The organism is Pantoea sp., assembly GCF_028283705.1.
Classification (GTDB): Bacteria; Pseudomonadota; Gammaproteobacteria; order Enterobacterales; family Enterobacteriaceae; genus Pantoea.
This window is the reverse complement of record NZ_JAPWKD010000015.1, coordinates 96,714-123,503: the sequence shown is the minus strand read 5'-3', so window position 1 is coordinate 123,503 and position 26,790 is coordinate 96,714. Positions and strand designations below refer to the sequence as shown.

At 53.1% G+C, this 26,790-nt stretch carries 23 protein-coding genes; 6 read left to right on the top strand and 17 right to left on the bottom strand.

The window, feature by feature from the left end; translation table 11 throughout:
* Window positions 1-32: 32 nt before the first annotated feature.
* The 8 genes from cheW to otsB form a co-directional block, all read right to left on the bottom strand.
* Window positions 33-530 carry a chemotaxis protein CheW gene (gene cheW, locus PW844_RS13320; RefSeq protein ID WP_084874001.1) on the bottom strand — a complete coding sequence of 166 codons (498 nt, stop codon included), beginning with the start codon at window positions 528-530 and terminating at the stop codon, window positions 33-35.
* A 23-nt stretch (window positions 531-553) separates the two neighbouring features.
* On the bottom strand, window positions 554-2,530 hold the full coding sequence (gene cheA, locus PW844_RS13315; RefSeq protein WP_299453153.1) for a chemotaxis protein CheA: 1,977 nt from the start codon (window positions 2,528-2,530) through the stop codon (window positions 554-556).
* Window positions 2,531-2,540: 10 nt separating this feature from the next.
* The gene (gene motB / locus PW844_RS13310; protein ID WP_299452316.1) at window positions 2,541-3,569 is read right to left on the bottom strand and encodes a flagellar motor protein MotB; all 1,029 of its coding nucleotides are present in this window, start codon (window positions 3,567-3,569) and stop codon (window positions 2,541-2,543) included.
* Window positions 3,566-4,453 carry a flagellar motor stator protein MotA gene (motA, locus tag PW844_RS13305; protein WP_208714734.1) on the bottom strand — a complete coding sequence of 296 codons (888 nt, stop codon included), beginning with the start codon at window positions 4,451-4,453 and terminating at the stop codon, window positions 3,566-3,568. The genes motB and motA overlap by 4 nt, the downstream gene beginning before the upstream one ends.
* A 132-nt stretch (window positions 4,454-4,585) precedes the next feature.
* Window positions 4,586-5,164 (bottom strand): flagellar transcriptional regulator FlhC, encoded by a 579-nt coding sequence (gene flhC / locus PW844_RS13300; protein ID WP_084873997.1) that lies wholly within the window; start codon window positions 5,162-5,164, stop codon window positions 4,586-4,588.
* Complete coding sequence (gene flhD / locus PW844_RS13295; RefSeq protein ID WP_084873996.1) at window positions 5,164-5,514, bottom strand: flagellar transcriptional regulator FlhD; 351 nt, start codon at window positions 5,512-5,514, stop codon at window positions 5,164-5,166. The genes flhC and flhD overlap by 1 nt, the downstream gene beginning before the upstream one ends.
* A gap of 1,032 nt (window positions 5,515-6,546) precedes the next feature.
* Window positions 6,547-7,983: an alpha,alpha-trehalose-phosphate synthase gene (otsA, locus tag PW844_RS13290; RefSeq protein WP_299452303.1), complete on the bottom strand. Its 1,437-nt coding sequence runs from the start codon at window positions 7,981-7,983 to the stop codon at window positions 6,547-6,549.
* Window positions 7,980-8,768, bottom strand: a complete 789-nt coding sequence (gene otsB, locus PW844_RS13285) for a trehalose-phosphatase (RefSeq protein ID WP_299452300.1) — start codon at window positions 8,766-8,768, stop codon at window positions 7,980-7,982. The genes otsA and otsB overlap by 4 nt, the downstream gene beginning before the upstream one ends.
* A 354-nt stretch (window positions 8,769-9,122) precedes the next feature.
* Between otsB and umuD the strand changes: the two genes are divergently transcribed.
* Window positions 9,123-9,542: a translesion error-prone DNA polymerase V autoproteolytic subunit gene (umuD, locus tag PW844_RS13280; RefSeq protein WP_299452298.1), complete on the top strand. Its 420-nt coding sequence runs from the start codon at window positions 9,123-9,125 to the stop codon at window positions 9,540-9,542.
* 70 nt (window positions 9,543-9,612) lie between these two features.
* Here the strand turns inward: umuD and PW844_RS13275 are convergent, their stop codons facing one another.
* The 6 genes from PW844_RS13275 to PW844_RS13250 form a co-directional block, all read right to left on the bottom strand.
* Window positions 9,613-10,392 (bottom strand): ABC transporter ATP-binding protein, encoded by a 780-nt coding sequence (locus tag PW844_RS13275; protein WP_299452295.1) that lies wholly within the window; start codon window positions 10,390-10,392, stop codon window positions 9,613-9,615.
* The gene (locus PW844_RS13270; protein ID WP_208714729.1) at window positions 10,389-11,153 is read right to left on the bottom strand and encodes an ABC transporter permease; all 765 of its coding nucleotides are present in this window, start codon (window positions 11,151-11,153) and stop codon (window positions 10,389-10,391) included. Before PW844_RS13270 ends, PW844_RS13275 begins: the two co-directional genes overlap by 4 nt.
* Window positions 11,154-11,164: 11 nt before the next feature.
* A complete protein-coding gene (locus PW844_RS13265) occupies window positions 11,165-12,181 on the bottom strand; it encodes an ABC transporter substrate-binding protein (RefSeq protein WP_299452290.1) in 1,017 nt (338 codons plus the stop codon).
* Window positions 12,182-12,368: 187 nt separating this feature from the next.
* Complete coding sequence (locus PW844_RS13260) at window positions 12,369-12,890, bottom strand: hypothetical protein (protein WP_299452287.1); 522 nt, start codon at window positions 12,888-12,890, stop codon at window positions 12,369-12,371.
* A gap of 3 nt (window positions 12,891-12,893) precedes the next feature.
* A complete protein-coding gene (locus PW844_RS13255) occupies window positions 12,894-14,753 on the bottom strand; it encodes a hypothetical protein (RefSeq protein WP_299452285.1) in 1,860 nt (619 codons plus the stop codon).
* Window positions 14,722-16,788 (bottom strand): hypothetical protein, encoded by a 2,067-nt coding sequence (locus tag PW844_RS13250; RefSeq protein ID WP_299452283.1) that lies wholly within the window; start codon window positions 16,786-16,788, stop codon window positions 14,722-14,724. Before PW844_RS13250 ends, PW844_RS13255 begins: the two co-directional genes overlap by 32 nt.
* 247 nt (window positions 16,789-17,035) lie before the next feature.
* Between PW844_RS13250 and umuC the strand changes: the two genes are divergently transcribed.
* Window positions 17,036-18,298, top strand: a complete 1,263-nt coding sequence (gene umuC, locus PW844_RS13245) for a translesion error-prone DNA polymerase V subunit UmuC (protein WP_299452281.1) — start codon at window positions 17,036-17,038, stop codon at window positions 18,296-18,298.
* Window positions 18,299-18,307: 9 nt separating this feature from the next.
* Here the strand turns inward: umuC and PW844_RS13240 are convergent, their stop codons facing one another.
* Window positions 18,308-18,820: an ATP-binding protein gene (locus tag PW844_RS13240; protein WP_299452279.1), complete on the bottom strand. Its 513-nt coding sequence runs from the start codon at window positions 18,818-18,820 to the stop codon at window positions 18,308-18,310.
* Window positions 18,821-18,933: 113 nt separating this feature from the next.
* On the opposite strand from PW844_RS13240, the gene PW844_RS13235 reads away from it, so the two are divergent.
* The 4 genes from PW844_RS13235 to dcuR all read left to right on the top strand — a co-directional run bounded on the left by PW844_RS13235 (window position 18,934) and on the right by dcuR (window position 22,516).
* On the top strand, window positions 18,934-19,500 hold the full coding sequence (locus PW844_RS13235) for a flavin reductase family protein (RefSeq protein ID WP_299452277.1): 567 nt from the start codon (window positions 18,934-18,936) through the stop codon (window positions 19,498-19,500).
* A gap of 64 nt (window positions 19,501-19,564) precedes the next feature.
* The gene (gene msrA / locus PW844_RS13230) at window positions 19,565-20,107 is read left to right on the top strand and encodes a peptide-methionine (S)-S-oxide reductase MsrA (RefSeq protein ID WP_299452274.1); all 543 of its coding nucleotides are present in this window, start codon (window positions 19,565-19,567) and stop codon (window positions 20,105-20,107) included.
* A 103-nt stretch (window positions 20,108-20,210) separates the two neighbouring features.
* Entirely contained in the window at window positions 20,211-21,800 is a 1,590-nt protein-coding gene (locus PW844_RS13225) for a sensor histidine kinase (protein WP_299453150.1), read from the top strand.
* Entirely contained in the window at window positions 21,797-22,516 is a 720-nt protein-coding gene (gene dcuR, locus PW844_RS13220) for a two-component system response regulator DcuR (RefSeq protein ID WP_084873982.1), read from the top strand. The genes PW844_RS13225 and dcuR overlap by 4 nt, the downstream gene beginning before the upstream one ends.
* Here dcuR and PW844_RS13215 read toward each other — a convergent pair.
* Both PW844_RS13215 and PW844_RS13210 read right to left on the bottom strand, forming a co-directional pair.
* Window positions 22,510-23,475 carry an FAD:protein FMN transferase gene (locus PW844_RS13215; RefSeq protein WP_299452270.1) on the bottom strand — a complete coding sequence of 322 codons (966 nt, stop codon included), beginning with the start codon at window positions 23,473-23,475 and terminating at the stop codon, window positions 22,510-22,512. The two genes, dcuR and PW844_RS13215, sit on opposite strands and share 7 nt — an antisense overlap.
* Window positions 23,476-23,561: 86 nt before the next feature.
* On the bottom strand, window positions 23,562-26,339 hold the full coding sequence (locus PW844_RS13210; protein ID WP_299452268.1) for a flavocytochrome c: 2,778 nt from the start codon (window positions 26,337-26,339) through the stop codon (window positions 23,562-23,564).
* Window positions 26,340-26,790: the final 451 nt, after the last annotated feature.

Here is a 26,790-nt window from a genome sequence, read left to right as displayed (position 1 = left end):
CGGGCCGGTCATCCCGGCCCGTGACACAACAATTATGCGCTACGCAGCGTGTCCATCAACGCCATCTCTTCACTGCTCAGCAGCTTCTCGATGTCGACCAGAATCAGCATACGTTCACCCAACGCGCCGAGACCCGTCAGGTACTCGGTTGACATGGTCACGGCAAATTCCGGAGCCGGACGGATTTGGTCCTGGGTTAGCGACAACACATCAGAAACGCCATCCACCACGATACCCACCACGCGGTGTTCCAGATTCAGCACGATCACCACGGTGTTTTCGTTGTAATCCACATCCGGCTGCGAGAACTTCACGCGCAGGTCGATAATCGGCACAATCACGCCACGCAGGTTGGTCACACCCTTGATAAACTCCGGGGTGTTGGCGATGCGCGTTACCTGATCGTAGCCACGAATTTCCTGCACTTTCAGGATATCGATACCGTACTCTTCATCTCCGAGGGTGAAGACTAAGAACTCCTGGCCCACGGTTTCGCCAGCGATTTTCGTCACGGTTGCCATTCCAGTCATTGTATTTACCTTTTCGTTATCGATTACGCTGCGGCACCGGCCACACGCTTTTCACGGTTCAGTGATTGCAGGGCTGAAACATCTACAATCAGCGCTACACTGCCATCGCCAAGGATGGTGGCGGCGGAAATACCCGGCACTTTGCGGTAGTTACTTTCAAGGTTTTTCACCACCACCTGGTGCTGACCAATCAGCTGATCCACCAGCAGGGCGTAACGACGACCCGCGCTTTGCAGGATCACCACAATGCCCTGCGTGGCATCGGTCTTGGCGTGCTGCACATCGAACACATTCCACAACTCGACCAGCGGCAGATATTCGCCACGCACTTCCAGCACACGCTCACCACCGGCCAGTGGCTTCAGTTCTTCGGCACGCGGTTGCAGCGATTCCATCACCGCGTTCAGCGGCAGGATGAACACTTCATCGGCCACACGAACCGACATACCATCGAGGATCGCCAGCGTCAGTGGCAGCAGGATACGGATAGTGGTGCCTTTACCCTGCTTCGAGGCGATTTCAACGTGGCCGCCCATTTCCTGAATGTTTCGTTTCACCACATCCATGCCGACGCCACGGCCCGATACATCGGTGACCTGCTCAGCGGTAGAGAAGCCCGGTGCGAAAATCAGCATGCCGACTTCTTCATCGCTCATGCTTTCGCTCACCGGCAGACCCGAAGACATCGCTTTTGCCAGGATACGTTCACGGTTAAGACCGGCACCGTCATCGATCACTTCGATGCAAATGTTGCCACCCTGATGTTCTGCGGAAAGCGTCAGATTACCGACGGCACTTTTACCCGCACCCAGACGTTTTTCCGGCGATTCGATACCGTGGTCAAGGCTGTTGCGGACCAAATGGGTTAACGGATCGATGATGCGTTCGATCAGGCTTTTATCCAGTTCGGTCGAGCTGCCGAGTAGCGTCAGCTCCACTTCTTTACCCAGCTTACTGGCCAGATCGCGTACCAGACGGGGGAAGCGACTGAAGACATACTCCATCGGCATCATACGAATCGACATCACCGATTCCTGTAAATCGCGCGCGTTACGCTCCAGCTGACCCATGCTGTTCAGCAGGTCGCCATGCGCCACCGGATCCAGTGCGCCAGAACGCTGTGCCAGCATTGACTGAGTAATCACCAGTTCACCAACCAGGTTAATCAACTGGTCAACTTTCTCGACCGCAACGCGGATACTGCTGGATTCGCTGGCTTTGGCAGGGGCTGCCGCGCGTTTGTTTTCACGCTTCACTGCCGGGGTGATCTCGGTGACGGTGGCGCTTTGTACCGGTTCAGCCACGACAGGTGCTGCTGGTGCGGTTTCCACCGGCGCGCTGCTGCCTTCCGGGAAAAGAATCTGCGCTTCTTCAAGCACAAAACACAGCACAGCGACGATGTCATCTTTGCCGACACCTTCAATGGTGGCTTCCAGCGCGTTGGCGCTTTTCACCACATCGCTTAGCGTGCCAAGGTTGCCCAGTTCTTCCAGCAACAAATCCGGTTCTTTCTCTTTCAGATCAACCAGGTGCAGGCGTAAACCCGCGCTGCTGACAGTGGGTGCAACAGGCTCGGCGACTGCCACCGCCGCCGGGGCTGCCGGGGCTCCCCCTTTGGCTTCAAGGGCCAGCTGACGCAGTGCTTCGCAGATATAGTTGAAGCTTTCTGCATTCGGTTCCTGCGCGGTTTTATAGGCATCGAGCTGTTCCTGCATAATATCTTTGGTTTCCAAAAACAGGTTGATGATGTCGGTGCTGAGCGCCATTTCACCACGACGCGCACCGTCCAGAATGTTTTCCAGGATATGAGTGGTTTCCTGTAAAACCGTAAAGCCAAACGTACCGGCTCCGCCCTTTATCGAGTGGGCGGCGCGGAAGATGGCATTCAACTGTTCGGAATCTGGCTCCTGGGGATCCAGTCCCAACAGGTGTTGCTCCATGTCCGCTAACAGCTCATCGGCCTCATCAAAAAACGTCTGGTAAAAATCGCTGATGTCCATGCTCACGGGATCACCTCGGCTGTGAGGAGTGGTCAGTAGTCACCGCACTGGCGTTCGGATTGGCCGGAGCCGCTGGCGTCGTCGTGGCAGCCGGCGCTGCCGGTGTCGCTGATGTTGCCGGTGCTGTCGGCGCAGCCGGAACGGCGGGCGCGGTAATATCGGGAATGATCTGTGCCGGGTCGCTCACCTGAACGGCATCGCTCTCGGCATTTTCTTTTTCAATTGCCGCTTCGGTGTCATGGTTCAACACCAGCAGGCTAATGCGACGGTTTACTGCATCGTCACCACCGCGGTTTTTCAGCTTCATGGTGTCAGCCATGCCCACCACGCGTAGCATTTTGCTGCCATCAAGACCGCCCATCATCAACTCACGACGTGAGGCGTTGGCACGATCCGCCGAAAGCTCCCAGTTGCTGTAGCCGCGATCGCCGTTGGCATACTGGATGTCATCGGTATGACCCGCCAGACTGATTTTGTTGGGGATCGCATTGAGCAGCGGAGCGATGGCGCGCAGGATATCGCGCATATAAGGCTCCACCTCAGCGCTGCCGGTCTTAAACATCGGGCGGTTCTGGCTATCGATAATCTGGATGCGCAGCCCTTCTTCCACCATGTTGATAATCAGATGCGGGCGTAGCGCCTTCAGACGTGGATCGGCTTCGATCAGCTGATCGAGCTTTTCGCGCAGGCGATTCAGGCGGATATCATCCAGCTGGCGCTTCTGTGCATCCATATCCACGGCTTTCTTCACTTCACCTTGCTTCTTCGTCGGGTCATCCCCGCCGCCAGGAATTGGGCTGTCGCTATCACTGCTTCGCTGACCACCGGTTAACGCCACTTTAAGCGGCGTTCTGAAGTATTCTGCAATTTGTATCAGCTGCTGCGGGTTGGCGATCGAGAGCAGCCACATCACCATAAAGAACGCCATCATCGCCGTCATAAAGTCGGCATAAGCAATCTTCCATGAACCATGACCTCCCTCATGCCTTTTATGTTTGCGCCGTTTAACCAGCACAATGGGGCGATTGCCATGCTTCATGAGGCTTCATCCGAGGTTTGTTTAGCCGGGTTTTTAGCATTACGGACGTGTTCTTCCAGTTCCTGGAACGACGGACGTTCGGTGGAATAGAGGGTCTTACGACCAAACTCCACCGCGATCTGCGGCGCATAACCATTGAGGCTGGAAAGCAACGTCACCTTAATGCACTGCATCATCTTGGTGGATTCAGCACATTTCTGGCGTAACACCGATGCCAGCGGCGAAATGAAACCGTAAGCCAGCAGGATCCCGAGGAAGGTTCCCACCATGGCATGCGCCACCAGCGCGCCCAGTTCTGCCGCCGGACGATCCGCCGACGCCAGTGCGTGCACCACGCCCATTACCGCCGCGACGATACCAAACGCGGGTAAACCATCACCGACCGCGGATAAACTTTGCGCTGGCACTTCACACTCGTGCTCGTAGGTTTCAATTTCTTCATCCATCAACGCTTCGATTTCGAATGCGTTCATATTTCCGCTGACCATTAAACGCAAATAATCGGTAATAAAATCCACTAACTGTTTATCGGCCAGAATGCGCGGATAGTTAGCGAAAATTTCACTCTGGCTGGGATCTTCAATATCGCGCTCCAGCGACAACATCCCCTGCTGTCGTGATTTCGCCATCAGGCGATAGAGCAATGCCATTAAATCCATGTAAACGGCTTTGTTATATTTCGAGCCGCGCATTAACAAGGGCAATGCTTTTAAGGTCTTTTTAATTGCCTTGCCATTGTTACCGACCAAAAAAGCACCAATCGCGGCACCACCTATTATCAGCAGCTCAGACGGCTGATAAAGTGCCCCCAGATGGCCACCGACCAACATGTAGCCGCCTAACACGGACCCGAGGACTACGATATAACCCAGAATAATCAGCACAAAAAAATCCTTACGTCCGTAACGTGTTGGTGGAAGTTAAGCCAGAGAGCCGCAGGTGTTATTCGCAAACGCAGAGCAAAAAAAAAGCAGCGGATTAACCGCTGCTGGATGGCTTCCACGATACGAACAAACTTAAACGGCGTGTTTAACCTGTTCATCCAGCAGTTGTGGAAAGGTATCGGCAGATTCGACAGAAAGTTTACGTCTTTTTACGGCGCGTGATGGCGGCTGGCACAGGCTGCAAACAAAGCTGCCGACCGGCTGATGCGCGTGGTTGATAAAGCTGCCGTTACAGCATTTGCAGTCGGAGAGTTCCAGCATGCCACTTTCAACGAAACGCACCAGCGTCCAGGCGCGCGTCAGCGCCAGCAGCGGGCCTTCGTCTGATTGTGGGCACTGCTCAAGATAGAGTCGATACGCTTTAATTACGGCTTCCACACCGGTGCTCAAACCTGTTTTCAGCAGGAACTGCCAGGCGTTACAGAACATCGAAGCGTGGATATTTTGTTCCCAGGTCATGAACCAGTCAGTGGAGAATGGCAACATACCTTTCGGCGGCGGGCTACCGCGCAATTCTTTATACAACTTAATCAGGCGACCGCGGCTTAGCTGCGTTTCACTTTCCAGCATTTGCAGTCGCGCGCCCAGCGTAATCAGCTCCATCGCCAGCTGAATGTCACGCGCTTCCTGAACAATACTTTTTTCGCTCATTATACCGCCCTCTTTTTCGTGCCAACGTCGTCTTTCGACGCGTTACGCAGTAAACGGCTGGATAATAAAATACCGGTGTGGATTTGCTGTAAATCATCCACGCGGGATTCCTGAGTCAGGCGATTAATAATGTTGTGGTCAGTAAAGCGGAACTGGCAAACCAGTTGATTGGTTTCCGCTAATTTTACCATCTCAGGTAAAGTTAATTGTGCCAATGCATCTGCCATCGATTCATCGATGCCCAGACGAAACATTGCTGAAGCTTTTTCCTGGTTAATTAAACGCTGCGCAAGCAGTAAATATGACAGATTGATGTCATATATATGTTTTAGTAATTCTGATGTACCCATTTTTTCCATCCTGATAGACACGACATATATACGGCCATAGAAAATATTTCTCTATGGTTCGGATTGCTGGTTGGTAAATCTAAAGATGGCAAAAAATATTCAGGCATAAGCCAAACGTGTACTGAACTGTTTCACTTCCCACCGGGACACTGATCAGTAGTAGTCATAACTCCAGGCCAATCTTTTCTTGAGTTCTAACCATCTTCCGTGACGTCTGCTTACAGTTTTTTAAGACTAATCTGAAAACAAGGCAAATCTATATCGTCTGATTTCGACATACAACGTGATAAGTGTGAAATTTTAGATAAAGTGTGATCTACGTCACACTTTTAAGGCAAATTTTTTCTTCAACCCTTCAGCATTGCTTTTCTGTTGCTCATTTATTGAGCAGATCTGCTTTATTTCGCTAATATTTCATTGTCGTTTCGCTTACAAATAGCTATGCGGCATAATGTCAATATAAAGCGATCTTTTATCTGTATCGTTGCGATTAGGTCGCTACAATTCTCTGATCTGATAAAAATACACAGCATAAAACTCCAAAACTCAGTGGAATTATTCGCTGACAAATTAATCACTTACGGGGAATATTGCGAAAAGGCACTAACAGCAAGGTGCTAGCATTATGTGAAGAGTCGGCGCGGTGCGGCAACTTATCGTTAACGGTTTGTAGGGAGTGTTTAGTGAACGGCAGTGGATGTAACAATGCGTTACATTAGAGATATGAATGAATCGCTGCGCTTACGCATTGATGTAACCAAACTATCGGCACATTACGCTCAGGCTTTAGGGTTGCATCGAAAAAAAAGCCGTATTCTGCCCCTGATCGTTTACTTTTTCGCCAGATGTGCGCAAATCTCCTGTCTGGCAGGATTTTTACTGGTTAAAGAAATAACGTCGATTGCGTCGGGTGACAGTGAGCAGGATAAGCGTGTGGAAACGCTGTGCAGTGTGTTACAGCACAGCGGAAAACGCGCGATAAATCGCGCCGCTACGAATACGTGCAAATATCGTAGCGGCGCAACGCCTTCATTACGCCAGCTTCGGGAAGGTCGCGACTTTATGCGCAGTACTGTGATCGGCACTGCGCTGTGGCAGCGAGTTCAAATCGCGCAGGAAGCTCTCACGCCAGTGTGAGATATCATGCTGGCGTAATACCGTCATCATGTCGTTATAGCGTGAAATACGCTCGGTACGCGGCATGGACAGTGCCCGGTCCAGTGCTGCCGCCACTTCGTCGCGATCGTAAGGATTGACGATCAACGCTGAGGTCATTTCATTGGCCGCGCCGGCAAAACGCGACAGAATCAACACACCCGGATCATCCGGGTCCTGCGCGGCCACGTACTCCTTGGCCACCAGATTCATACCATCGCGCAACGGCGTGATTAACCCGACATCAGTCAGCCGGAAAATCTTCATCAGCAGACGGCGGTCGAAGTGCTGATTAAGGTAATACAGCGGCGTCCAGCCCAGGGTGCCATATTTGCCGTTGATGCGGCCAGCTTCCGTCTCCAGTTGATGACGAATATCCTGGTACGCCTGCACTTCGCCACGCGAAGTGGGCGCAATCTGCGAATAACGGATTTTGCCGCGATGCTGGGGATAGTGCTCCAGCAGCGCCTCATAAGCGAGGAAACGTTCCGGTAAGCCTTTAGAGTAATCCAGACGCTCACAGGCAATGATGTTTTGCACATCCCCCAGTTCACGCTTCATGGCCGCCATTTTCGGTGGCAGCGCACCTTCCGCCATCTCTTTAATACTGTCCGGTTCGATACCAATCGGATACACCTCAGTCATAAAGGTGTTGCCGAACGCGCGATGTTTCTTCTCGCCTTTATTCTGCAACTGCGTCAGCTGACTCAGACTATCGAGGAAGGCCACGCGATCGGATTCTGTCTGGAAACCCAGCAAATCGTAGTCGCACATCATTTCCAGCAGCGCTTTATGTGGCGGCAGCGCGTTGAAAATCTCTGGCGTCGGAAATGGGATATGCAGAAAGAATCCGATGCGATTATTAATGCCCTGTTTGCGCAACTCGGCGGCAAATGGCAACAGGTGATAATCGTGAATCCATAAAATATCATCCTCCTGTAACAGCGGTTTCAGGCGATTGGCCAGCAGCGTATTGACGCGGCAGTAACCCTCCCAGGCTTCGCGCTGAAATTGCACCAAATCGAGGCGATAGTGAAAGGCAGGCCAGATAACGGTATTGGAAAACTGGCAATAATAGAGATCATAATCGTTTTGATTCAGCGGCAGGGCAGCGTAGGTAATGCCGTCATACTCGCTGACGCTGACCTCCTCCTCTTCTTCGCCAGAAATCTCACTGATTTCGCCGTTCCAGCCAAACCACAATCCCCCGGTGGTTTTCAGTGCATCCAGCAAACCGACGGCGAGACCACCCGCACTGGCTTTTGTCCCATCAGGAATGGCGATACGGTTAGATACGACCACTAAGCGACTCATAACCCAGACTCCTTACCGACGTTGTCATGCTTTGATTGTAATAGTAATTGTTCAAGCCAGCTCCACACCGCATCTACGCTGCTGAGGCGATAGCGCGCATGGCTTGTACCCTCTCCGACCTTGACAGAAATTCCCCCCAGCGCATTAACGGCCAGAAATCCCTTCTCATCGGTCAGATCGTCACCCACAAATACCGGAATACGTCCGGTAAAAGGCGCTTCCCGCATAAAGTCGCGAATGGCCGCGCCTTTATCGATTCCCTGCGGTTTCAGTTCCACCACGCATTTTCCCGGCTGGAGCGCCAGCTCCGGAAAACGTGCCACCGCCTCTTCAGCCAAACTGATGACGGCCTGTTCATACTCCATCGCCCGACGATAATGCAGCGCAAACGCCATGCCTTTGACTTCCAGTTGCGTGCCGGGCCATTGATCCATGGTCTCCTGCAATTCCCGTTGCAGCGTTTGCGCAATCTCGACGGGCAGTGACTGGCAATGCATCCTGCCGCTGGCATCACGCCGTTCCGCACCATGCACACCCGCTGCCGGGACTTCCAGTGGCGCAACCAGCGCATCCAGTTGCGCAACGGGACGACCAGACACCAGCGCCAGCGCGCCATGGTTCAGATTGGTGAGTTGTTGCAGATGCTGGCGCACCGATGCGGGAATCGAAACCGACTCGGGCTGAGGCTGAATTGCCGCCAGCGTGCCGTCGACATCAAAAAAGAAGGCATATAACCCGCCGCTTAGCGACGGCAGGGTGCTGTTCTCATGTACCGCAGGGGTCACATCACTCCTCCTGTATCAATGGCTGATAGCAATATCGATGTTCGGAGGCAGGTTGGGTGTGATCCGCCAGGGTCAGTGATAAGTCACAAACGGCGGGGAGGGTTTTCCGGCAGGACGGTATTTCGATGGGTAACGCTCCACAAACAAACAAGTTTATTAGCAACACAGCAACCAGACTAAGAACATCGTCAGAGTTAAGTGTAGACGGCGATGGGGATTTTGTCAGACGAGCTTTCCGCCGCAACTAAATTCACTGGTGGAACAACCGGCTAACGATTTAGGGTGAGTACCGGCTTGATCCCGACTCACAATTAATTACACTGTATATAACAACAGTATTTTTGAGTGTCTATTATGAAGTTTCTCTCTCCTGCCCTCACCGCCAAAGTCCTTCACCTGCCGCTGTTTCTGGATGCGGTACCCTGTGGCTTCCCTTCCCCGGCTGCGGATTATGTTGAGCGCAAACTGGATATGAATGAATATCTGGTCGCGCATCCTAACGCCACCTATTTTGTCCGGGTGGAAGGGGATTCGATGCGTGATGCCAATATCAGCGAAGGGGATTTGCTGGTGGTTGATAGCGCGCTGGACGCAAAACATGGCGACATTGTGGTGGCTGCGCTCAACGGTGAATTTACGGTTAAACGGTTACAACGCGTGCCGCGCGTGCAGTTACTGCCGATGAACCCGCGCTACGCGCCGATTATCCCTGGCGAAGAAGAGCAGCTGGAGATATTTGGCGTGGTGACTTTTATCATTTATGCCGCACGTTGAATGTAACGCCCGGTGCAGCGACGCAATTTAGTGTTGCGCAATAAATTGCGTCGCTGCAGAAAACGCATTGTTAACCAGCCATTTCCCGTTTAAACACCGCCAACGTATGCGCTTTTACCCGGACGAACTCCGGGTGGCTCATCATCTCGGCAGTGCGCGGACGGGGTAGCTCAAACGGGACAATTTCGGCAACACGCGTCGGACGGCGCGTCAGCAGCAGGATCTCATCCGCCAGAAACACCGCGTCTTCCAGATCATGCGAGACAATCAGCATTGTCACGCCAGTTGCCAGCTGGACCTGTTGCAGTTTATCGCGGATAAACAGCGTCATCTCAAAATCCAGCGCCGAGAATGGTTCATCCAGAAACATCACTTCTGGTCCGGTTGCCAGCGCACGCATGATGCATACCGTTTGCTGTTGCCCACCGGAAAGTTCATAGGGATAACGCTGCAAATCGAAGCGAATATCAAACATCTCCGCCAACTCTGCCACGCGCTGTTTCACCGCCGCCGCTTTCATCCCCTGCCGTTTTAACGGATAAGCGATGTTCTGCCAGGCGCTTAACCAGGGAAAAAGCGCATCACGGTAGTTCTGAAACACATAACCAATATTGGTCTCGGCCAGGGTTTTACCGTCGAACAAAATTTGCCCGCGATCGACCGGAATCAATCCGGCAATCATGTTCATCAGCGTCGATTTACCACAGCCGTTGGGGCCGAATATCGAAACAATCTTCCCGCGCGGTAAATCGAGGTTGAGATCCTGATATAACGGTTGTCCGGCAAAGCTTTTATCGAGTCCGCGAATCGTCACATGGGTATTGGGCTGAGGATAATCGGGTTTGTTCATGCTTTGCCACTCCAGTGCACACAGCGTTTTTCAATCAACAGAAAACCCAGATTCAGCAGATAACCAAATGCACCGGTGATCAGAATCGATGCGTACATATCTTTAATATTGAATAACTGCTGCGCATCAATAATGCGATGTCCCAGTCCGGTTTCCGAACCAATAAACATCTCGGCGACGATGACGATCACCAGTGCCATCGAAACACCGGTCCGTAACCCGACAAAGGTTTGCGGCAGGCTTTCCATCAGCATGATGTCTTTAAACACATGCCAGCGTGAAACGCCCATCACCTGCGCCGCCATAATGCGCGTCTTCTTTGCGTTCATTACCCCGTAGGCGCTGTTAAACAGAATCACCAGTACCGCCGCAAAAGCGGCAATGGCGATTTTGTTGGTATCGGTAATGCCAAAGATCAGCATAAACAGCGGGATCAGCGCCGAAGAAGGGGTTGAGCGGAAGAAATCCACCAGAAACTCGACGCTACGATACAGTCGCTCGCTACTGCCCAGCATCACCCCCAGAGGGACGCCGAGCACTGCGGCGACAATAAATGCCATCAACGTGCGGTAGAGCGTATCCCCGATGTCCCGATTCATGCTGCCATCAGCCAGCGCGCTAAACAGATAGCCCAGGGTTTCGCCGGGTGAAGGCAGCAATACCGGGTTAAGCCATTTGGCGCTAACCGCCGTCTGCCACAGCAGAAATAACAGCAACGGACCGATCAACGGCAGCAATCTGCGACGCCATATCTGCATCATTGTACTTCTCCTTATGCCCGATAGATCAGGGATTCCACTTGCAGCGGCTTGCTGAAAATTTTCCGTTCAGTGAACACGTCATAAAATTTCTGGAACCATTGCAGGTTGCTGCCGGTTAACTGGTCATACATCACGAATCCCGGCAACGGCACCTCTTTCACCAGCGCGGCCTCAATCCCGGTGTAACCTGCCACATACTGGCGCGCCTCATCCGGTTGTTGCTGGATAAATTTGACCGCGGCACCATAGGCATCAATCACCTGCTTCGCCCGCGCCGGATCGGCCTTGATAAAGCTGCTGGTGAGTGCCGCCGCGCCACCAAACCACGGCGCGCTGGCATCGCCCAGCACATATTTTGCAATCACCCCGGTTTCCAGCACTTTCCCCATGCCCTTCATGCGCGCGACGGTGCCGGTCGGCTCCAGCGTATACACGCCATCAATTTGTCCGGCGGCTAACGAAGGCGCATGCTGCCCCACCGGCAGCTCGATCACTTTGGTATCGGTGAAGCCATTTTTTTCCAGGATGATCTTCGCCATGGTGACGTTCTGAATGCCCGGACCGCTGGCGATACGCTTACCTTTCAGATCGCTGATGGATTTTGCAGTGCTGTTGACGGGTACCAGAAACTCGTCCAGCACCATTTTTTCATTGGAAGGGTTAGAACAGATGATTTTGAACAGGTCCGGGCTGGTAATGGCTCCCAGGCCGAGCGCGCCGGTGGCCGTGCCATTAGCGCAACCATGGATCCGCCCGGTGATCATCGCTTCCACCACCTGCTGCGGGCTGGCAAATTTCACCGCTCGCACATTGACGCCAGCCTGTTTAAACAACCCTTTCTCAATACCGGCATATAACGGCAGACCACCCACAATCGGCCAGTAGCCAATCAGGATTTCGTCATCTGCCGCCTGAGCGGATGGGCTGCCCAGCATGCCGCTGAGCGCGACGCCACCTAATGCCAGCATGGAATATTTCATCATCTGGCGACGCTGAGCGTTAATCTTCTCTTTATCATTGTTGTGCAAGGTGTATTCCCCCAGGTCATTGGCCGGTATGCGGCCTTGTATACAAGCCTGAGGAAATGAATGCAGAAGTTGTGCCAGTTTAATCAGGACGCGTCATGCGCTGCCTGTGCGTCCGTTTATCCGTACCAGAGAAAAGTCATGGTGCACCAGACGCACCATATCCGGACAAGCCTGCATGCGCGGGTGATTATCGATGCCCCAGAAAATACATCATGATGACAACCGCAAACAGCAGCAGATTGATGCCCCCCAGCCCTGCCAGCAGCCATTTAATGCTGTTCAGCATCTTACCTGAGCGCTGATGATGTGTGGCATGCTGTTGCTGTAAATCTGTTAACTGCGCAGCCAGCTGCTGCTCCAGCCGGGTCTGGTGTTCTGTCGAGGTCAGCAGGTGAGCAATAATACGTTTACCCTGCTCCCTGAAGCCGTTCTCCAGTCGCTGTTCGTATTCCTCCCTGGCGATGGCCTGCTCCTCTTGATATTCCTGTTGCGCATCCGCCAGGGTGCTGATGGAAAGTTTGATCTCCCGTTTTAACGATTTTAATGACTCGCCAGCCTGATACGAGACGTTATCATTAATGGTTTCAATGACCGCTTTCTGCTGCGCCAGCTCACGTGTCAGCAAGGTCAGAAACAGTTCCTGCACCAATTCATCCAGCATCCGCTCGTCATTATCCTGCGCAATAACCGGGTCATGTTCCACAGACATGCACTACTCTCCTAATGCTCTGACATATTCGTAGTCTTTCTTTAACGCACGGGCCGCGAGTACCCAGGCCAGTCGCTCAGCCTGACCAATATCCGTACGCATAATGTGTTGTTCGATCAGGATGGCCCGTTCATTTTTTGCCACCCTAATCAGTTCCTGAAAGCGACGACTCTCGCCAATCAGCTGCTGATAATGATCCTCGTCACGCGTATGGCTGTGCGTTAATTCCTGTTGCTGCGCAATGATGCGCGCCAGTTTATTGGCCACCGCCGTCAGTAGCTTGTCTCGCCGGGTGGCGTGGTGTTGTAAACGTTGCTGGCGACGGCGATGTTCATTGATATGTCTCTCCAGCTCACTACGCTGGAAATTAGCGGCTAATGTGGTGATCAGTTTCAGGTGCTGTTTGATCGCGTTGATCGTTTCCTGATAGTCATGCTTATAGTTGCTGGCAAAGAGATAATTATCCGCATGATAGCCATGCAGCTTTTGCTCAATCGCCGTGAAGGCATGGTGGTTAATCTGTTGCGCAGCGAAATGGGCAGGCAGGCGCTTTAACGCCGGATGAAGTGCCATCTCTTCTCTTGCCTCAGCAATCATTTTCAGTAAGGCACTGACCTTTCTTGCTCCCATCGGTGGCACAGCGATAGGTTGATGCGCGCTGCGCGCCTGTCTTTTATTTAGTCGTTCGCGTAGCCGCTGCAATCTGTCCAGGCGTGTCTGGCTCTTTGCCAGATAGGGGGCATATTCAGCCAGAGCGCGCGACAGCTGCTGTTGTTTACGCTGGTAATATTCCCGTTCTTTGTCCAGCGTGCTGTGCAGCTCTGAGTACTGCTGTTGCAACCTGTCCCGGTAGCGGATAATTAATTCAGGTAACGCGTATCCCGTACGTAAACGAGAAAGCGGATGGACCGCCTGCAGCATATTATGGCGCAGGTCGGTTAATATCTGCTCGCGCAACCGCTGGCAATAGTCACCATAATCGTCACCCCCCTCAATCAGGGTTTGCCAGGAGTGACCACATTCGAGCGGATAAATGTGTTCGCGCATTTCCGCCGGGAGTTGCAATTCCAGCGTATTGATTTGCCCAAATAAATAAGCCTGCAGCCAGCATTTATCGGGGGAAACACGACGCAACATTTCCCGGATGGAACTGTTGCTAAAAGTCCGGGTTAACACAATTTTGTAGCGATGTGGCTGCCAGAACCAGTCAGCCAGTAGGTCATTGCCCAACTCCTCGGGTTTCAGAAAGCCTAAATAATCCGCCTTGCCGGTCAGCAGGATCACATCCGCCGAACGAATAAACTGGCTGGCAAGCTGAGACACATATTCCCTTTCATTGTCATCCGCAGCCTGAATACCCGGCAGGTCGCGGATTAACAAGCCATGTTGCCGCTGCTGCGGATGGAAGAAATGTTGCGGAATAAATACGTCAATGCTGTCGAAATCGCGTCTGCCCGCCTGAACCTCTTCACGCAGGCTGGCGAAAATATCTGCCGCCCCGCCATCCGACCAAGCGGTTGTTCCCTGGTCTTTGTGGCTAAAATACCAGGCATCATCCCGTGATATCCGGTAACGGTAAGTTCGCGCCGTTGACGCTTTACCTAATGTCTGCCCACCACGCAGCAGCTGGTTAAGCTCTTTAAAACATTCATCCCTGACGCCCAGTAAGGTCAGAATCAGGGATGTTTTTCCCACCTGCGTCGGACCATAGACAATCACCGATATCTGGCGGGAGATGTCTGCATGAGGCTGGATTAACCGCTCGGCATCAACCTGACGCAGCAGGTTGATGTAGCTATTTTCCGCCCAACGATAGCGCTCACGGCAAATATCACGCCAGATATTGTTTGATACTGGCTTCATACTGCCGGGCTTCCTTCTGTACCGTCGTGAGTCCCTGAATAGCTAACCAGAGATAGCTTTTCTGCGTGAGGACATCCTGCACACCAAATAAACGGTTGAGGTTGATTTCAATCAGCTGACGCAGATCGCCCATCGTGTCCTGATAACGCTCGATGATGACGTTTTCATTATATTGCGCCAGTTCCTTCATCATCCGTTCAATATACCAGGCCTGGGCTTTATCACTCTCACTCACCACGCCCGCCACCTGATACAACGCAAAAACCGCCGCGCCGACCAGCATCGCTTTGCCTGCTATCGCGACAGGCGTAAATACGCCGCTATCCTCATTCTGCGGTGTGCCCACTTCACCATCCAGTGTGCCGTCCGCTGCGTCGGCACCGATAAACGCCATCAGCGCGGTCTTCACCGGGTGGATGCTACTCTGCGCGCTAAAAATCGCGTCGAGAATTTGCTGTGGCCGCAACGCGCTGGTTAGCTCTGACGCTGCGGGCATCGCCTGGTTTATTGCCACCCAACCGCGTGCATATTCCATCGTCATGGCAGGCAGCACTTTTAATAGCGTGGAAAGCTGGTCTAACTGCGGCGGCGCATCCCTTGTTGCAGCCGATCCCAGCAGATGACGCAAAGGGGCCAGCGAGGACGAATTATCCTCCTCAGCCACCGACAAATATCCCATTGTCGCTGCGGGCGAAGTCAACCGTTGGGGTGACAGCGTCTCCTGAGAAAGACCGTAATGCCTTAACTCACGGCGGTTGAGCGTTTCCAGAGCGACCATATTGTGATCGGCCAGAGACTGCTGCTCAAAGCGGGCTTGCCAGGCGTCCAGTACCCGATTTTTGCGTTCACGATCAATCTCCGCTCCCTGCAATATCAGACGACGACCGAGTCCTTTTAAATTATTGGTCAGCCCTTCTTCTTCTTCCTGATAACGACGCTGGCAATAATCAGTGGCTTGTTGCCGATGCCCGTCCGTTTCTCTTTTGATGGCTTTACGCAGCTGCTGTTCATAGCGCTCGGCTGCTTTATCGAACGCTTCAAGAATAGCAACGGTACGCTCCTCGCCACTGTCCTGCTCCGCGTACAGCAGATTCAGGTTATCAATAATATCCGCAACATCGTCATTGACCAGAGCCATCAAACGTTCGATCGCGGCCGCTTCGGAAGCGGCGCTATTATGGATACCTTCAGCAAATGCGGCGCGGAGTTCGCCTGTCCACTGCGCTTTATTATCGACACCGGCAGCGACCACCGGTGATGAGGTCGCATGAAACAGTGCGGCGGCGCTCGCTTTTACCTCGGCCTTCTCCGCATCGTTCAGGCTTTCTGTTTTGGTCACAACGATCACCGGAGAACGATCGGCGAACACACTGCGCAGATCGTTCACCAGCAGGCTTTGGTTCGTATTTGCCATTAACGTCGGATCAGTGACCAGCAACACGCCTCTGGCGTTGACCATGACATGCCGCATCATGCCCTGCCAGCGATGATTCTGGCTGTTGCTGATCTCGTAACCGGGCAGCAGTGCCCAGACCATCTCTTCATCAATAAAACTGTCTGACTTATTAATGATTAATTTCGGATAGAGGATTTTTCCCCCTTCTATCTCCTGATTCACCATTTGCGACCAGTCACGCAGCATCTGTTTCAGCTCATCGCCACTGCGCGGCTGGCTGTCAAAAATTTCACCGGTTTTGTGGTGAGCACAGACATAAATAAATTGCGGATAATCACCCTGCACATCATGCCGCTGCTCAATAAATAACGGTATCTGCTCGCCCCGCCCCGGATTCGCCTCCAGCCAGCTATCGTCAATGCCCAACAGGCTTTTTGCCAGAGTGGTTTTACCCGCGCCCTGCGTACCGGCAATAGCATAGATAGGTTGTTGATGCAGCATCAGCGTCAGCTCAACCTGACGTAACACGTTTAAAATTTTATGGGTATTTTCGCTGCGCTCATTGCATTCAATTGAGACACGCAACGCAGTACGCAATGCTTTTGTGAGGTTTGCTAATGTATGGGTGATGAGTGACATATCTGGCGCGGTGTCCTTGTTCGCAGAGGGATGGCGAGCAGAAAAAGGGTAAAATTCAGGAAATGCTCTTATGAGCATCGGCCTGAGACAGAAAATCTTTAATGAAAGATAACGCGGATTTTTCGCGGGTACGGCAACTAAATTCTCCACAACTTCAAAGCCTTTGCGTTTATCTCCTGCTCACCCCTTGATTGCGAAATACAATTGAAAAATACTGTATATAAACACAGTTAACATGAAATTCATTATGTACGCACTTGTCGATGTCAACTCTTTCTACGCCTCATGCGAAACCGTGTTCCGCCCGGACCTGCGCGGCAAGCCGATTGTGGTGCTGTCCAACAATGACGGCTGCATCATCTCGCTGAGTAAAGAGGCCAAAAAACTCGGTATCAAAATGGGTGCGCCCTACTTTAAGCAGCGTGAAGAATTAATGCGCCATCAGGTGGTGGTGTTCTCCTCCAACTATGCGTTGTATGGCGATATGTCGGCACGTGTGATGGAGACGCTGGAGTTGATTACACCACGCGTTGATGTCTATTCAATTGATGAAGCCTTTGTCGATCTCACTGGCGTCGACAACTGCATCTCACTGGAAGCGTTTGGTCGGCAGATGCGCGATCGTCTGTATAAAGAGACGCATCTGCGGGTCGGCGTAGGTATTGCACCGACCAAAACTCTCGCCAAGCTGGCGAACTGGGCTGCCAAACGCTGGATCAAAGCGGAGAGCGTGATGGACCTTTCCGCCCCGGTGCGTCAGCGCAAGCTGATGGGGATGGTGCCGGTGGATGAAGTGTGGGGCGTCGGTCGCCGCCTGGCGAAAAAGCTCAACCTGATGGGAATTGAAAAAGCCCTGCAACTGGCGGATACCCCGACTACATTGATCCGCAAGCAATTTGGCGTGGTGCTGGAGCGCACGGTACGCGAACTGCGCGGCGAACCCTGTCTGGCGTTTGAGGAGGTGATCCCCAATCGGCAAAACATCCTCTGCTCGCGCTCGTTTGGCGACCGGGTGACCGATTACGGCGATATGCGTGAAGCCATCTGCAACTATGCCGCACGTGCGGCAGAGAAATTACGCAGCGAACGGCAATATTGCCGCCATATCGGTACGTTTATCCGCACCAGCCCGCACGATCCCCATCATCCGTACTATGCCAATTCAGCCAGCACCGCACTGGTCACGCCGACCCAGGATAGCCGTGACATTATCCATGCCGCATTGAGCTGTCTGGATAAAATCTGGATGCCCGGCAAACGCTATCTGAAAGGTGGTGTGATGCTGGGGGATTTTTTCAGTGACGGTGTGGCGCAGTTTGATCTGTTCGCCGACTATCAGCCACGACGCAATAGCGAAGAGTTAATGCAGCTGATCGACAGTCTGAATGCCCACCAACGCGGCGCATTGTGGTTCGCCGGTCAGGGAATGCAGAAAACCTGGTCGATGAAACGAGCAATGCTGTCACCCGCCTATACCACGCGGTTTTCTGATGTGCCGGTGGTGCGTTAACCTGCGCGGCTACGATGTCGGCCAGCTCACTACATTAAACCCCTCTTCCGGCTGCGGGGCGACAAAGTAGCTGTTGATCAGCGCGAACTGCGCATCGGTGGCAGCGAAATCATGTTCACCAGTCGCATTACGTGCATGCAGCCGCGTTTTGCACAGATCATCCGGCACATCGAGAAAATGCAGCTGATGCGCAGCCTCGGCGGTCTGGATCACCGTTTTCATCCACTGCCGGTTTTGCAGCGTATTGGCGGGAAAATCCAGCACCACCGATACCCCACAACGCAGCAGCGAGATCAGGTGTGGCGTCATGGCGTTACGCAGTTTCGCGGCACAGCGGACATAATCCGCCACCTCACGCATTTCATCGGCAAACAGATGCGCCAGCCAGGCATCTTCACTGATGATCACCGCACCCGTTTCCTGAGCCAGCCGATGTGCCAGCGTCGATTTTCCGGCAGCAACTTTGCCGCACAGCAGATGTAAAGTGGCGGGGGATTGTGTTAACGCGCGCGCAGACGCCATAAAGCAGCTCCTTTTAAGATGACGGCTTACCATGCCTGCAATTGACGCGCAGGTAAAGCCCTGTCCAGGGTTCGCTACACTTAAAACATCCTTCAAGAAAAAGGAGCAGCACAATGAACCAGAATCTGCATAAAATCGATTTTCCGGTCAGCAAAGCGCGGAAATATCTGGAGCCAGGACCGGTGGTGCTGGTCAGCTCGCAGTTTGGCGATCAGCACGACATCATGACGCTCGGCTGGCACACTGTCCTGGAGTTCTCGCCGTCGCTGGTGGGCTGTATGATCGCCGGAGGCAATTACAGCCATGAACTGATTCGGCAAAGTGGCCAGTGCGTGATCAACGTTCCCTCATCCGATTTAATCGATAGCGTAGTGGCGATTGGTAACTGCCACGGCGATCGTATCGACAAGTTTGCTGCCTTTAAGCTGACCGCAGAACCCGCGACAAAAGTTAACGCGCCGCTGATTCAGGAGTGCTTCGCCAGTTTTGAGTGTCAGCTGTACGACGATACGATGGTGGATAACTACAATCTGTTTATCTTTGAGGTAGTCAAAGCGCATGTAGCGGAGAAGCCGGAGTTTCCGCCGACCCTGCACTATACCGGTGAAGGTCGTTTTACCGTGATGAGCAATCTGTTGCTCGATAAACACCGCGACTTTAAGCCAGAAATGTTAATCTGAACAAGGTTGATTTCATGAAAGCGCGCCCCCACAGTAACGCTTTCGCCCTGACAGGAGTAAAGACATGGCAATTGAATACGCGGTGATCGCGGGTGGCTGTTTCTGGTGTACCGAAGCGGTATTTAAAGGTCTGATTGGCGTTGAGTCAGTCGAAAGTGGTTATACCGGCGGCACCCGTCCTCATCCCACTTACGAGCAGGTATGCAGCGGCGCCACCGGCCATGCCGAAGCGATCCGTATCGGTTTCGATCCGGCGCAGATAGGCTACGGCGATCTGCTGGATATCAGCTTTGTCACCCATGACCCAACGCAGCTTAACCGCCAGGGCAACGACATCGGCACCCAGTATCGTTCTGCTATCTTCCCGGCCAACGCCGAACAGGAAGCTGAAGCCATCGCGGCTATCGCCCGCGCGCAGGAAGATAATAAAGATCCGATTGTCACCACCATCGAACCACTGGGGGAATGGTATCCGGCGGAAGATTATCACCAGGATTACTGGGATGGCGCAGGTCAGCGCAACGGTTACTGCCTCGCCGTGATCCCACCGAAGTTGCAGAAGCTGAAAAAAAGCTTTGCTAACCGCGTGAAACCACAGAGCGAATGACCGTCCGGGTGCGTGCTTGCACGCACCCCTAAAAAAACCGCGACGATACCTGCCTATGCCAGAACCCTATTCTCCACCGGATTTCCCACCGCGTAAGCGACCGATGAAACTCAATACGCTGGTCACGCTGATGCTTAGCACCGTGATCGCGCTGGTGTTGCTCAGCGTCCACCTTATTTACTTCTTTCAGATTGGTGCCACCACGCGCGCGCAGCTGGAAGATAAAGCCATGGCGGTGGCACGCACCCTGGCCGATTCGCCGGAAGTACAACGCGCACTGTTGCTGCCGCCCAATGTCCTGTTAATTCAGCCCATCGCCGCAGAAATCCAGCAGAGTAATAACCTGCTGTTTGTGGTGGTAACCAATATGCAGGGCATTCGCTATTCCCATCTCAACCCGGAGCTGGTCGGCCAGCATTTTATCGGTGACGATCTCGAACCTGCGTTGCGTGGCCATGAAAATGTCTCGGTGAATCAGGGGGCGCTGGTCAAAGCCCTGCGCGTGTTTACCCCGGTGTATAACGCGCAAAAACAGCAGATTGGCGTGGTGGTGATTGGTATTTCCCTCAGTGCGGTGACTGACCAGATAAACCAGAGCCGCTGGAGCGTGCTATGGACGGTGTTGATTGGCGCGCTGGTGGGTGCACTCGGTACCTTTATTCTGGTGCGGGTGCTGAAACGTATTCTGTTCGGCCTCGAACCACATGAAATCTCCACGCTGTTCGAGCAACGTCAGGCGATCCTCAATTCGGTGAAAGAAGGTGTGGTGGCGGTGGATGACCAGGGCGAGGTCACGCTGGTCAACCAGGCGGCACAAAAACTGCTGAGTGCCGAGATCGCCACCAGCGCCATCAGTGCCGACCGCATTTACGATGCCTCGGTGATCAACACCCATTTGCAGGATGTACTGCAAAGCGGCCGTCCGCGCCGTGATGAGGAATTGAATGTGAACGGCCATGTGTTGCTCAGCAATACGGTGCCGGTGCGCAGTCAGGGACGGATTATCGGCGCGGTGTGCACCTTCAGGGATAAAACGGAAATCAGCCAGCTGATGCAGCGCCTGAGCGGCATGGTAAACTATGTCGATGCGCTGCGTGAACGCTCGCATGAATTTATGAATAAGCTGCATGTGATCCTCGGCCTGCTGCATATGAAAAATTATGCGCAGGTGGAAACTTATGTGCTGAAAACCGCCAATAACTATCAGACCGAAATTGGTTCGCTGGTGCAGAAAATTAAGTCGCCAGTGATTGCCGGGTTCCTGCTGAGCAAGATCAGTCGCGCATCGGATCGCGGGCATAGCCTGACCATCAGCGATGCCAGCTTTTTGCCCGACTGTGGCAACGAGCAACAGATGGCGGTGCTGATTACCGTGATTGGCAATCTGGTGGAGAACGCGCTGGATGCACTGGGTGACCAGACTGAAGGTGAGATCCATGTGATGTTGCATTATCAGAATGGCTGGCTGGCGTGCGAGGTGAGCGATGATGGCCCCGGCATTGATCCATTGATTTTGCCTACCATTTTCGCCAAAGGTTTCTCCACCAAAGGTGACGATCGCGGCGTCGGCCTGTTCCTGCTGAAGCAGCAGACCGAAAGCCTGGGCGGTGACGTCAGCGTGGAGTCAGAACCCGGCGTGTATACACAATTTTTAGTTCAGCTACCCTGGGATGGAGGAAATCAAACCGCATGATCAACGTGTTAGTGGTTGACGATGATGCAATGGTCGCAGAGCTTAATCGCTGCTATATCGGCCAGGTGCCCGGCTTTACCTGCTGTGGTACTGCCGCAACGTTACAGCAGGCGAAAGAGAAGATCCTCAACAGCGAACCTCCGGTCGATCTGGTGCTGCTGGATATTTATATGCAGCAGGAAAACGGCCTCGATCTGCTGCCGGAACTGCGTAAAGCCAACTGCCCGGTGGAGGTGATCATTATCTCTTCGGCTGCGGATGCCGCCACCATCAAGACCTCGCTACATTATGGCGTGGTGGATTATCTGATCAAACCGTTCCAGTTCCCGCGTTTTGAAGAAGCGCTGACCCAGTGGCGGCAGAAAAAATCGCTGATGGATAACCAGCATTATTATCAGCAGTCCGATGTCGATTTACTGATTCACGGTAGCCCGGCGACGCAGCATGACAGCAAGCGCCTGCCGAAAGGACTGACACCCCAGACGCTGCGCACGCTGTGTCAGTGGATTGATGCCCACCCGGGCACAGAATTCTCCACCGATGAGCTGGCGGCGGAAGTGAACATCTCCCGCGTCTCCTGCCGTAAATATCTGATCTGGCTGGCGCAGATTAATATTCTGTTTACCAGCATCCATTACGGTGCCACAGGCCGTCCGGTATACCGCTATCGCCTGCAACCGGAATACCATTCGCTGCTGCAACAGTATTGTCAGTAACGCAGCGGCCACGCGGTGTCCAGTTGCTCAAAGCGAAACTGACGCGGTGAAGAACAGATAATTTCCCTGTCGCGCGTGACAAAAATCGCGTCGAGTTCGGGCTGGTCAGCAAGATACGCCAGCCCCTGCTCCACCCCCATGCCATACAGCAGCGTGGTGTAGATATCGCCATCCAGTGAACGATTGGAAATCACCGTGACGCTCAGCAATTCATTGTCGAGCGGATAGCCGGTACGCGGATCGAAGATATGATGCCAGCAGCGGCCATCCCGTTCGAAATAGCGTTCATAAATACCCGATGTCACCACGGACTTCCCCTGCACCCGTAACACACCAAGCAGCTCATCCTCCCGGCCAAAGGGCTTTTTCAGGCCGATGCCCCACCCTGCGGGATCATGCGGTGGCGACCCCAGCGTCTGGACGTTCCCGCCGAGGTTAATCAGCGCCTGCTGCACGCCCTGCTGGCGTAAAAAGCGTTGCACGCGATCGGCAATGTAACCTTTGGCAATCGCACCGAGATCAATCTCCATGCCGGGCTGTTGCAGGAATACCGATCGTTCAGCTTCATTCAGCACCACCTGACGCGGATCGGTCAGGGGCAGTAACGCCGCGATCGCCTCAGCAGGGGGCACCTCATGGCCCTGGAAACCGATTTTCCAGCGCTTGACCACCGGGCCAATGGTGAAATTGAAGGCACTGCCTGGCATCAGGCTGACCGCGTGGGCGATGCTGATCAGCGCAAACACCGGCTCACTGACCATTACCGGATGGCGGCCCGCAGCGTGGTTGATCGCCATCACTTCAGAATCAGCACGATTGACGGTGAACAGATTCTCCTGCTGTTTAATCAGCCGGAACACCTGTGCCGCAAGGGGTTGGTTATCTTCGAAGAGTTTAAGCAGAATGGGCGACCCCATCAGAACGGCGGAATACGCATAAACGCCTGCGTCTGTAGTCATTATCGCCTCATTCAGGTGTAGCGGCGCGATTTATTGCGCAGGTCTTAAAATCACGCCGCTACGAATGGCTTGTTGTAAGCCGTTGTTTAGCCTAATGCCAGTGCCGCAGCGTTACGTCCGGCTTTGATACCAAAGATGATGATATCAGCAACCGCGTTACCCCCGATACGGTTGGCACCGTGGATACCGCCAACCACTTCACCCGCCGCCCAGGCACCCGGAATCACCTGTTTCTGCGCATCCAGCACTGCGGTGTCGGTATTGATGGTGACACCGCCCATGGTGTGGTGCACCCCTGGGGCGATGCGGATGGCAAAGTAAGGTCCGTGATTGAGCGGATGACGCAGCGCGGTTTTACGGCCAAAGTCTTCGTCATTCTGCTGCTCAACAAACTGGTTGTAACGATTCAGGGTGGTTTGCAGCGCTTCCTGATCCATATTCAGTTTCACCGCCAGCTCGTGCGGAGTGGGGGCGCTGATGACAAAACCTTTGGCAATGTACTCATCCGCCGCTTTGTTGTTCTGACGCACCTGTTCATCAAACATGATCCACGCGCTTTTTTCCGGCAGCGCGATAATCTCGGCGGAAACTTTGTCGCGGGTTTCCATTTCATTGTAGAAACGCTTGCCCGCCTGGCTCACCAGAATCGCACCACCACCACGCATCGCTTCGGAAATCAGGTACGAGGTAGTTTGTTCGACTGTCGGGTGAATCTGGATCTCGCTCATATCGACGGTATCCGCACCTATTTTCTGCAACATGGCGATACCGCTACCGGTGGCCCCTTTGTGGTTGGTGGTGACAAAGCCATCCAGTTCAGGGCGGTATTTCACTACCATTTCACGGTTGGCGCTGAAACCGCCGGTCGCCACAATCACGCTTTTCGCGTTGAGAATACGGCTGTCATTGTACTCATCCACCACTTTCACGCCGCTGACCGCGCCGTTTTCGAACAGGATTTCCGCCACTGAGGTTTCCAGCAACACTTCGATATTGCGCTGGTTAACGTTCTTCACCAAACCACTGATCAGGAAACCACCGACAGCGGAGCGATCTTCCGGACGGTGGGTACGGTCAATACTCATCCCGCCGGTGATGGTGATATCGCACAACTCAATGCCTTTATCAGTCAGCCAGTCAATCGCGCCGGGCGCCTGCTCAACGAACTCACGCAACAGCACCGGGTTGTTTTTGAATTTACCGCCTTTCAGCGTCTCGTCATAAAACAACTCTTTGCTGTCCTCGATGCCTTTCAGGCGCTGATAACGGGTTTCTGCCGCGTTCATACCGACGGACGCTTTGATGGTATTCCCGCCGATAGTCGGCATCTTCTCGATAATCACCACGCGAGCACCATCATCATGCGCCTGGATTGCTGCGGCCAGACCGGCACCGCCGCTACCCACTACCACCACATCGTAATTAACTGGCGCATTCGGGTTACCGCCCTCGTCAATCACATGTTCTTTGCTGGAGGTTGCCAGTGCACGCGAGACGGCTTTTTTCAGCGCCTCACTCTGGGTGGTAGCGCCAGTTACCGCATCCACATGCGGGCTGTTCGCTACCAGAATACGGGAACGCAGGCTTTCAAAGGTACTGGTGAAATCGACGTCCAGCGTGGCATCCGGCACCAGCGAGATATCGGTGATACGGTCGGTATCCAGCGTCACGTTGATTTTCAGTTTCAGCGCTTCAGCTTCCACTTTTTCCTGGAACACGCCCGCTTTGTATTTACGGCCGGTATCGCTGGTATCGCGGATCATCGCGTCCACCAGCGAGAAGCGCCACAGCGGCTCCGGGATAACCAGTTCTTCGCGTTTGGTGCTGTCGATAAACAGCTCCATATGTTCGTTTTTGATCACGCGATCGGCCCAATCCGGGTAGGCGATGCAGGCTTTACCAATCGCCACCAAATCGAAACCGTACTCCAGCGCTTTCTCCGCATCTTCTTTGTTGACCACGCCGCCAACGCCAATCACCGGTACTTTCGCCAGCACAGGTGAACGCAGCGCCCGATATTTGGTGATTAGCGGCGTCGGATCTTTGGTATCGACAATTGACGGACGCAGCAGTTGGCCGACGGAGAAGTGCACATAATCGAGACCGCGCGCCGCCAGTTTTTCCAGCAGGTACATGGTATCGTCAAAACGGATGCCCGGTACTTCCAGCTCTTCCGGCGAGAAACGATAGCCAATGATAAAGTCAGCTGCCGCAAAGCGGTCCGCCATTTTATGGGTGATTTCCAGCACTTCCATGGGGAAGCGGGCGCGGTTGTCGCGGCTGCCGCCCCATTTGTCATCGCGCTGGTTGGAGTTCGGTGAGTAGAACTGCTGAATCAGGTAGGTGTTGGCACCGTGGATCTCAACGCCATCGAAACCGGCTTTGATGGCGCGGTTCACCGCATCACCGAATTTGGTGATCATCACCTCCACTTCTTCCGCCGTTAGCGCCTGGGGAGTCGGTGCGCCTTCACGCGGGGCGGCAAGGGCGCTGGGCGCTACCGGGGTTTTACCACCGATCAGCGCGGGATCCACCATGCGACCACCGTGGTAAATCTGCAAAATCGCTTTGGAACCCTGGGATTTGATGGCGTCGGCAATTTTCGCCAGGCCGGGGATTTTGTTGTCGCTATCGATGGCGATGGCACCGGGGAAGGCCGGGCCTCGGTTGTCGATAAAACAACATTCGACAATCACAGTACCGATGCTGCCCGCACGTACGCGATAGTAGTCCACCAGATCGCTGGTCACACCGCCGTCAAAATAACCGGTACAGGTGGTCATCGGTGCCATCACCAGGCGGTTTTTCAATACAGCGCCTTTCGGCAGAGTGAGTGGATTAAGAATCGGGGTGAGCGTATTCATGATAACAACTCCAAAATTTAAAAGTTTCGAATTCTTTGACAGACGCAGTTATTTCAAATTTATTTAAGAGGTCCGATTTCATACCAACAATATACCAATTTCTTTAGTTACATAATTAATAAGTTTAGTTATTTAACTTTTAAATTATTCTGTAAATAAACACAACAGCTGAATATGCGCCACTTAAAATGTTAGCGAAAGGTTGTCAAAAATCAATTTTTTCATTTACATAGAAATTAATTTATGATAAATCATAACCTTATGAGACACATCTTAGGCAGGAAGGCCCTGTCCCTTGAGCTTCATGGTGTTCTGGCTTCACCAGAAACGAATTAAGCAAAGGTAAAAATATATGACAAAGACAAAAAGGATTTAATACTGAATCGATTTTTTGATCCAGATCAAAATGGAGTTTTTAATAAATCGCATCATATTTACATTACGCAATCTT

What these genes read in the sequence shown, in the direction of transcription:
- cheW (WP_084874001.1), bottom strand. Translation starts at nt 530, where the DNA reads ATGACTGGAATGGCAACCGTGACGAAAATCGCTGGCGAAACCGTGGGC.
- cheA (WP_299453153.1), bottom strand. Translation starts at nt 2,530, where the DNA reads ATGGACATCAGCGATTTTTACCAGACGTTTTTTGATGAGGCCGATGAG.
- motB (WP_299452316.1), bottom strand. Translation starts at nt 3,569, where the DNA reads ATGAAGCATGGCAATCGCCCCATTGTGCTGGTTAAACGGCGCAAACAT.
- flhC (WP_084873997.1), bottom strand. Translation starts at nt 5,164, where the DNA reads ATGAGCGAAAAAAGTATTGTTCAGGAAGCGCGTGACATTCAGCTGGCG.
- flhD (WP_084873996.1), bottom strand. Translation starts at nt 5,514, where the DNA reads ATGGGTACATCAGAATTACTAAAACATATATATGACATCAATCTGTCA.
- otsA (WP_299452303.1), bottom strand. Translation starts at nt 7,983, where the DNA reads ATGAGTCGCTTAGTGGTCGTATCTAACCGTATCGCCATTCCTGATGGG.
- umuD (WP_299452298.1), top strand. Translation starts at nt 9,123, where the DNA reads ATGAAGTTTCTCTCTCCTGCCCTCACCGCCAAAGTCCTTCACCTGCCG.
- PW844_RS13275 (WP_299452295.1), bottom strand. Translation starts at nt 10,392, where the DNA reads ATGAACAAACCCGATTATCCTCAGCCCAATACCCATGTGACGATTCGC.
- PW844_RS13270 (WP_208714729.1), bottom strand. Translation starts at nt 11,153, where the DNA reads ATGATGCAGATATGGCGTCGCAGATTGCTGCCGTTGATCGGTCCGTTG.
- PW844_RS13260 (WP_299452287.1), bottom strand. Translation starts at nt 12,890, where the DNA reads ATGTCTGTGGAACATGACCCGGTTATTGCGCAGGATAATGACGAGCGG.
- PW844_RS13255 (WP_299452285.1), bottom strand. Translation starts at nt 14,753, where the DNA reads ATGAAGCCAGTATCAAACAATATCTGGCGTGATATTTGCCGTGAGCGC.
- PW844_RS13250 (WP_299452283.1), bottom strand. Translation starts at nt 16,788, where the DNA reads ATGTCACTCATCACCCATACATTAGCAAACCTCACAAAAGCATTGCGT.
- umuC (WP_299452281.1), top strand. Translation starts at nt 17,036, where the DNA reads ATGTACGCACTTGTCGATGTCAACTCTTTCTACGCCTCATGCGAAACC.
- PW844_RS13240 (WP_299452279.1), bottom strand. Translation starts at nt 18,820, where the DNA reads ATGGCGTCTGCGCGCGCGTTAACACAATCCCCCGCCACTTTACATCTG.
- PW844_RS13235 (WP_299452277.1), top strand. Translation starts at nt 18,934, where the DNA reads ATGAACCAGAATCTGCATAAAATCGATTTTCCGGTCAGCAAAGCGCGG.
- msrA (WP_299452274.1), top strand. Translation starts at nt 19,565, where the DNA reads ATGGCAATTGAATACGCGGTGATCGCGGGTGGCTGTTTCTGGTGTACC.
- PW844_RS13225 (WP_299453150.1), top strand. Translation starts at nt 20,211, where the DNA reads ATGAAACTCAATACGCTGGTCACGCTGATGCTTAGCACCGTGATCGCG.
- dcuR (WP_084873982.1), top strand. Translation starts at nt 21,797, where the DNA reads ATGATCAACGTGTTAGTGGTTGACGATGATGCAATGGTCGCAGAGCTT.
- PW844_RS13215 (WP_299452270.1), bottom strand. Translation starts at nt 23,475, where the DNA reads ATGACTACAGACGCAGGCGTTTATGCGTATTCCGCCGTTCTGATGGGG.
- PW844_RS13210 (WP_299452268.1), bottom strand. Translation starts at nt 26,339, where the DNA reads ATGAATACGCTCACCCCGATTCTTAATCCACTCACTCTGCCGAAAGGC.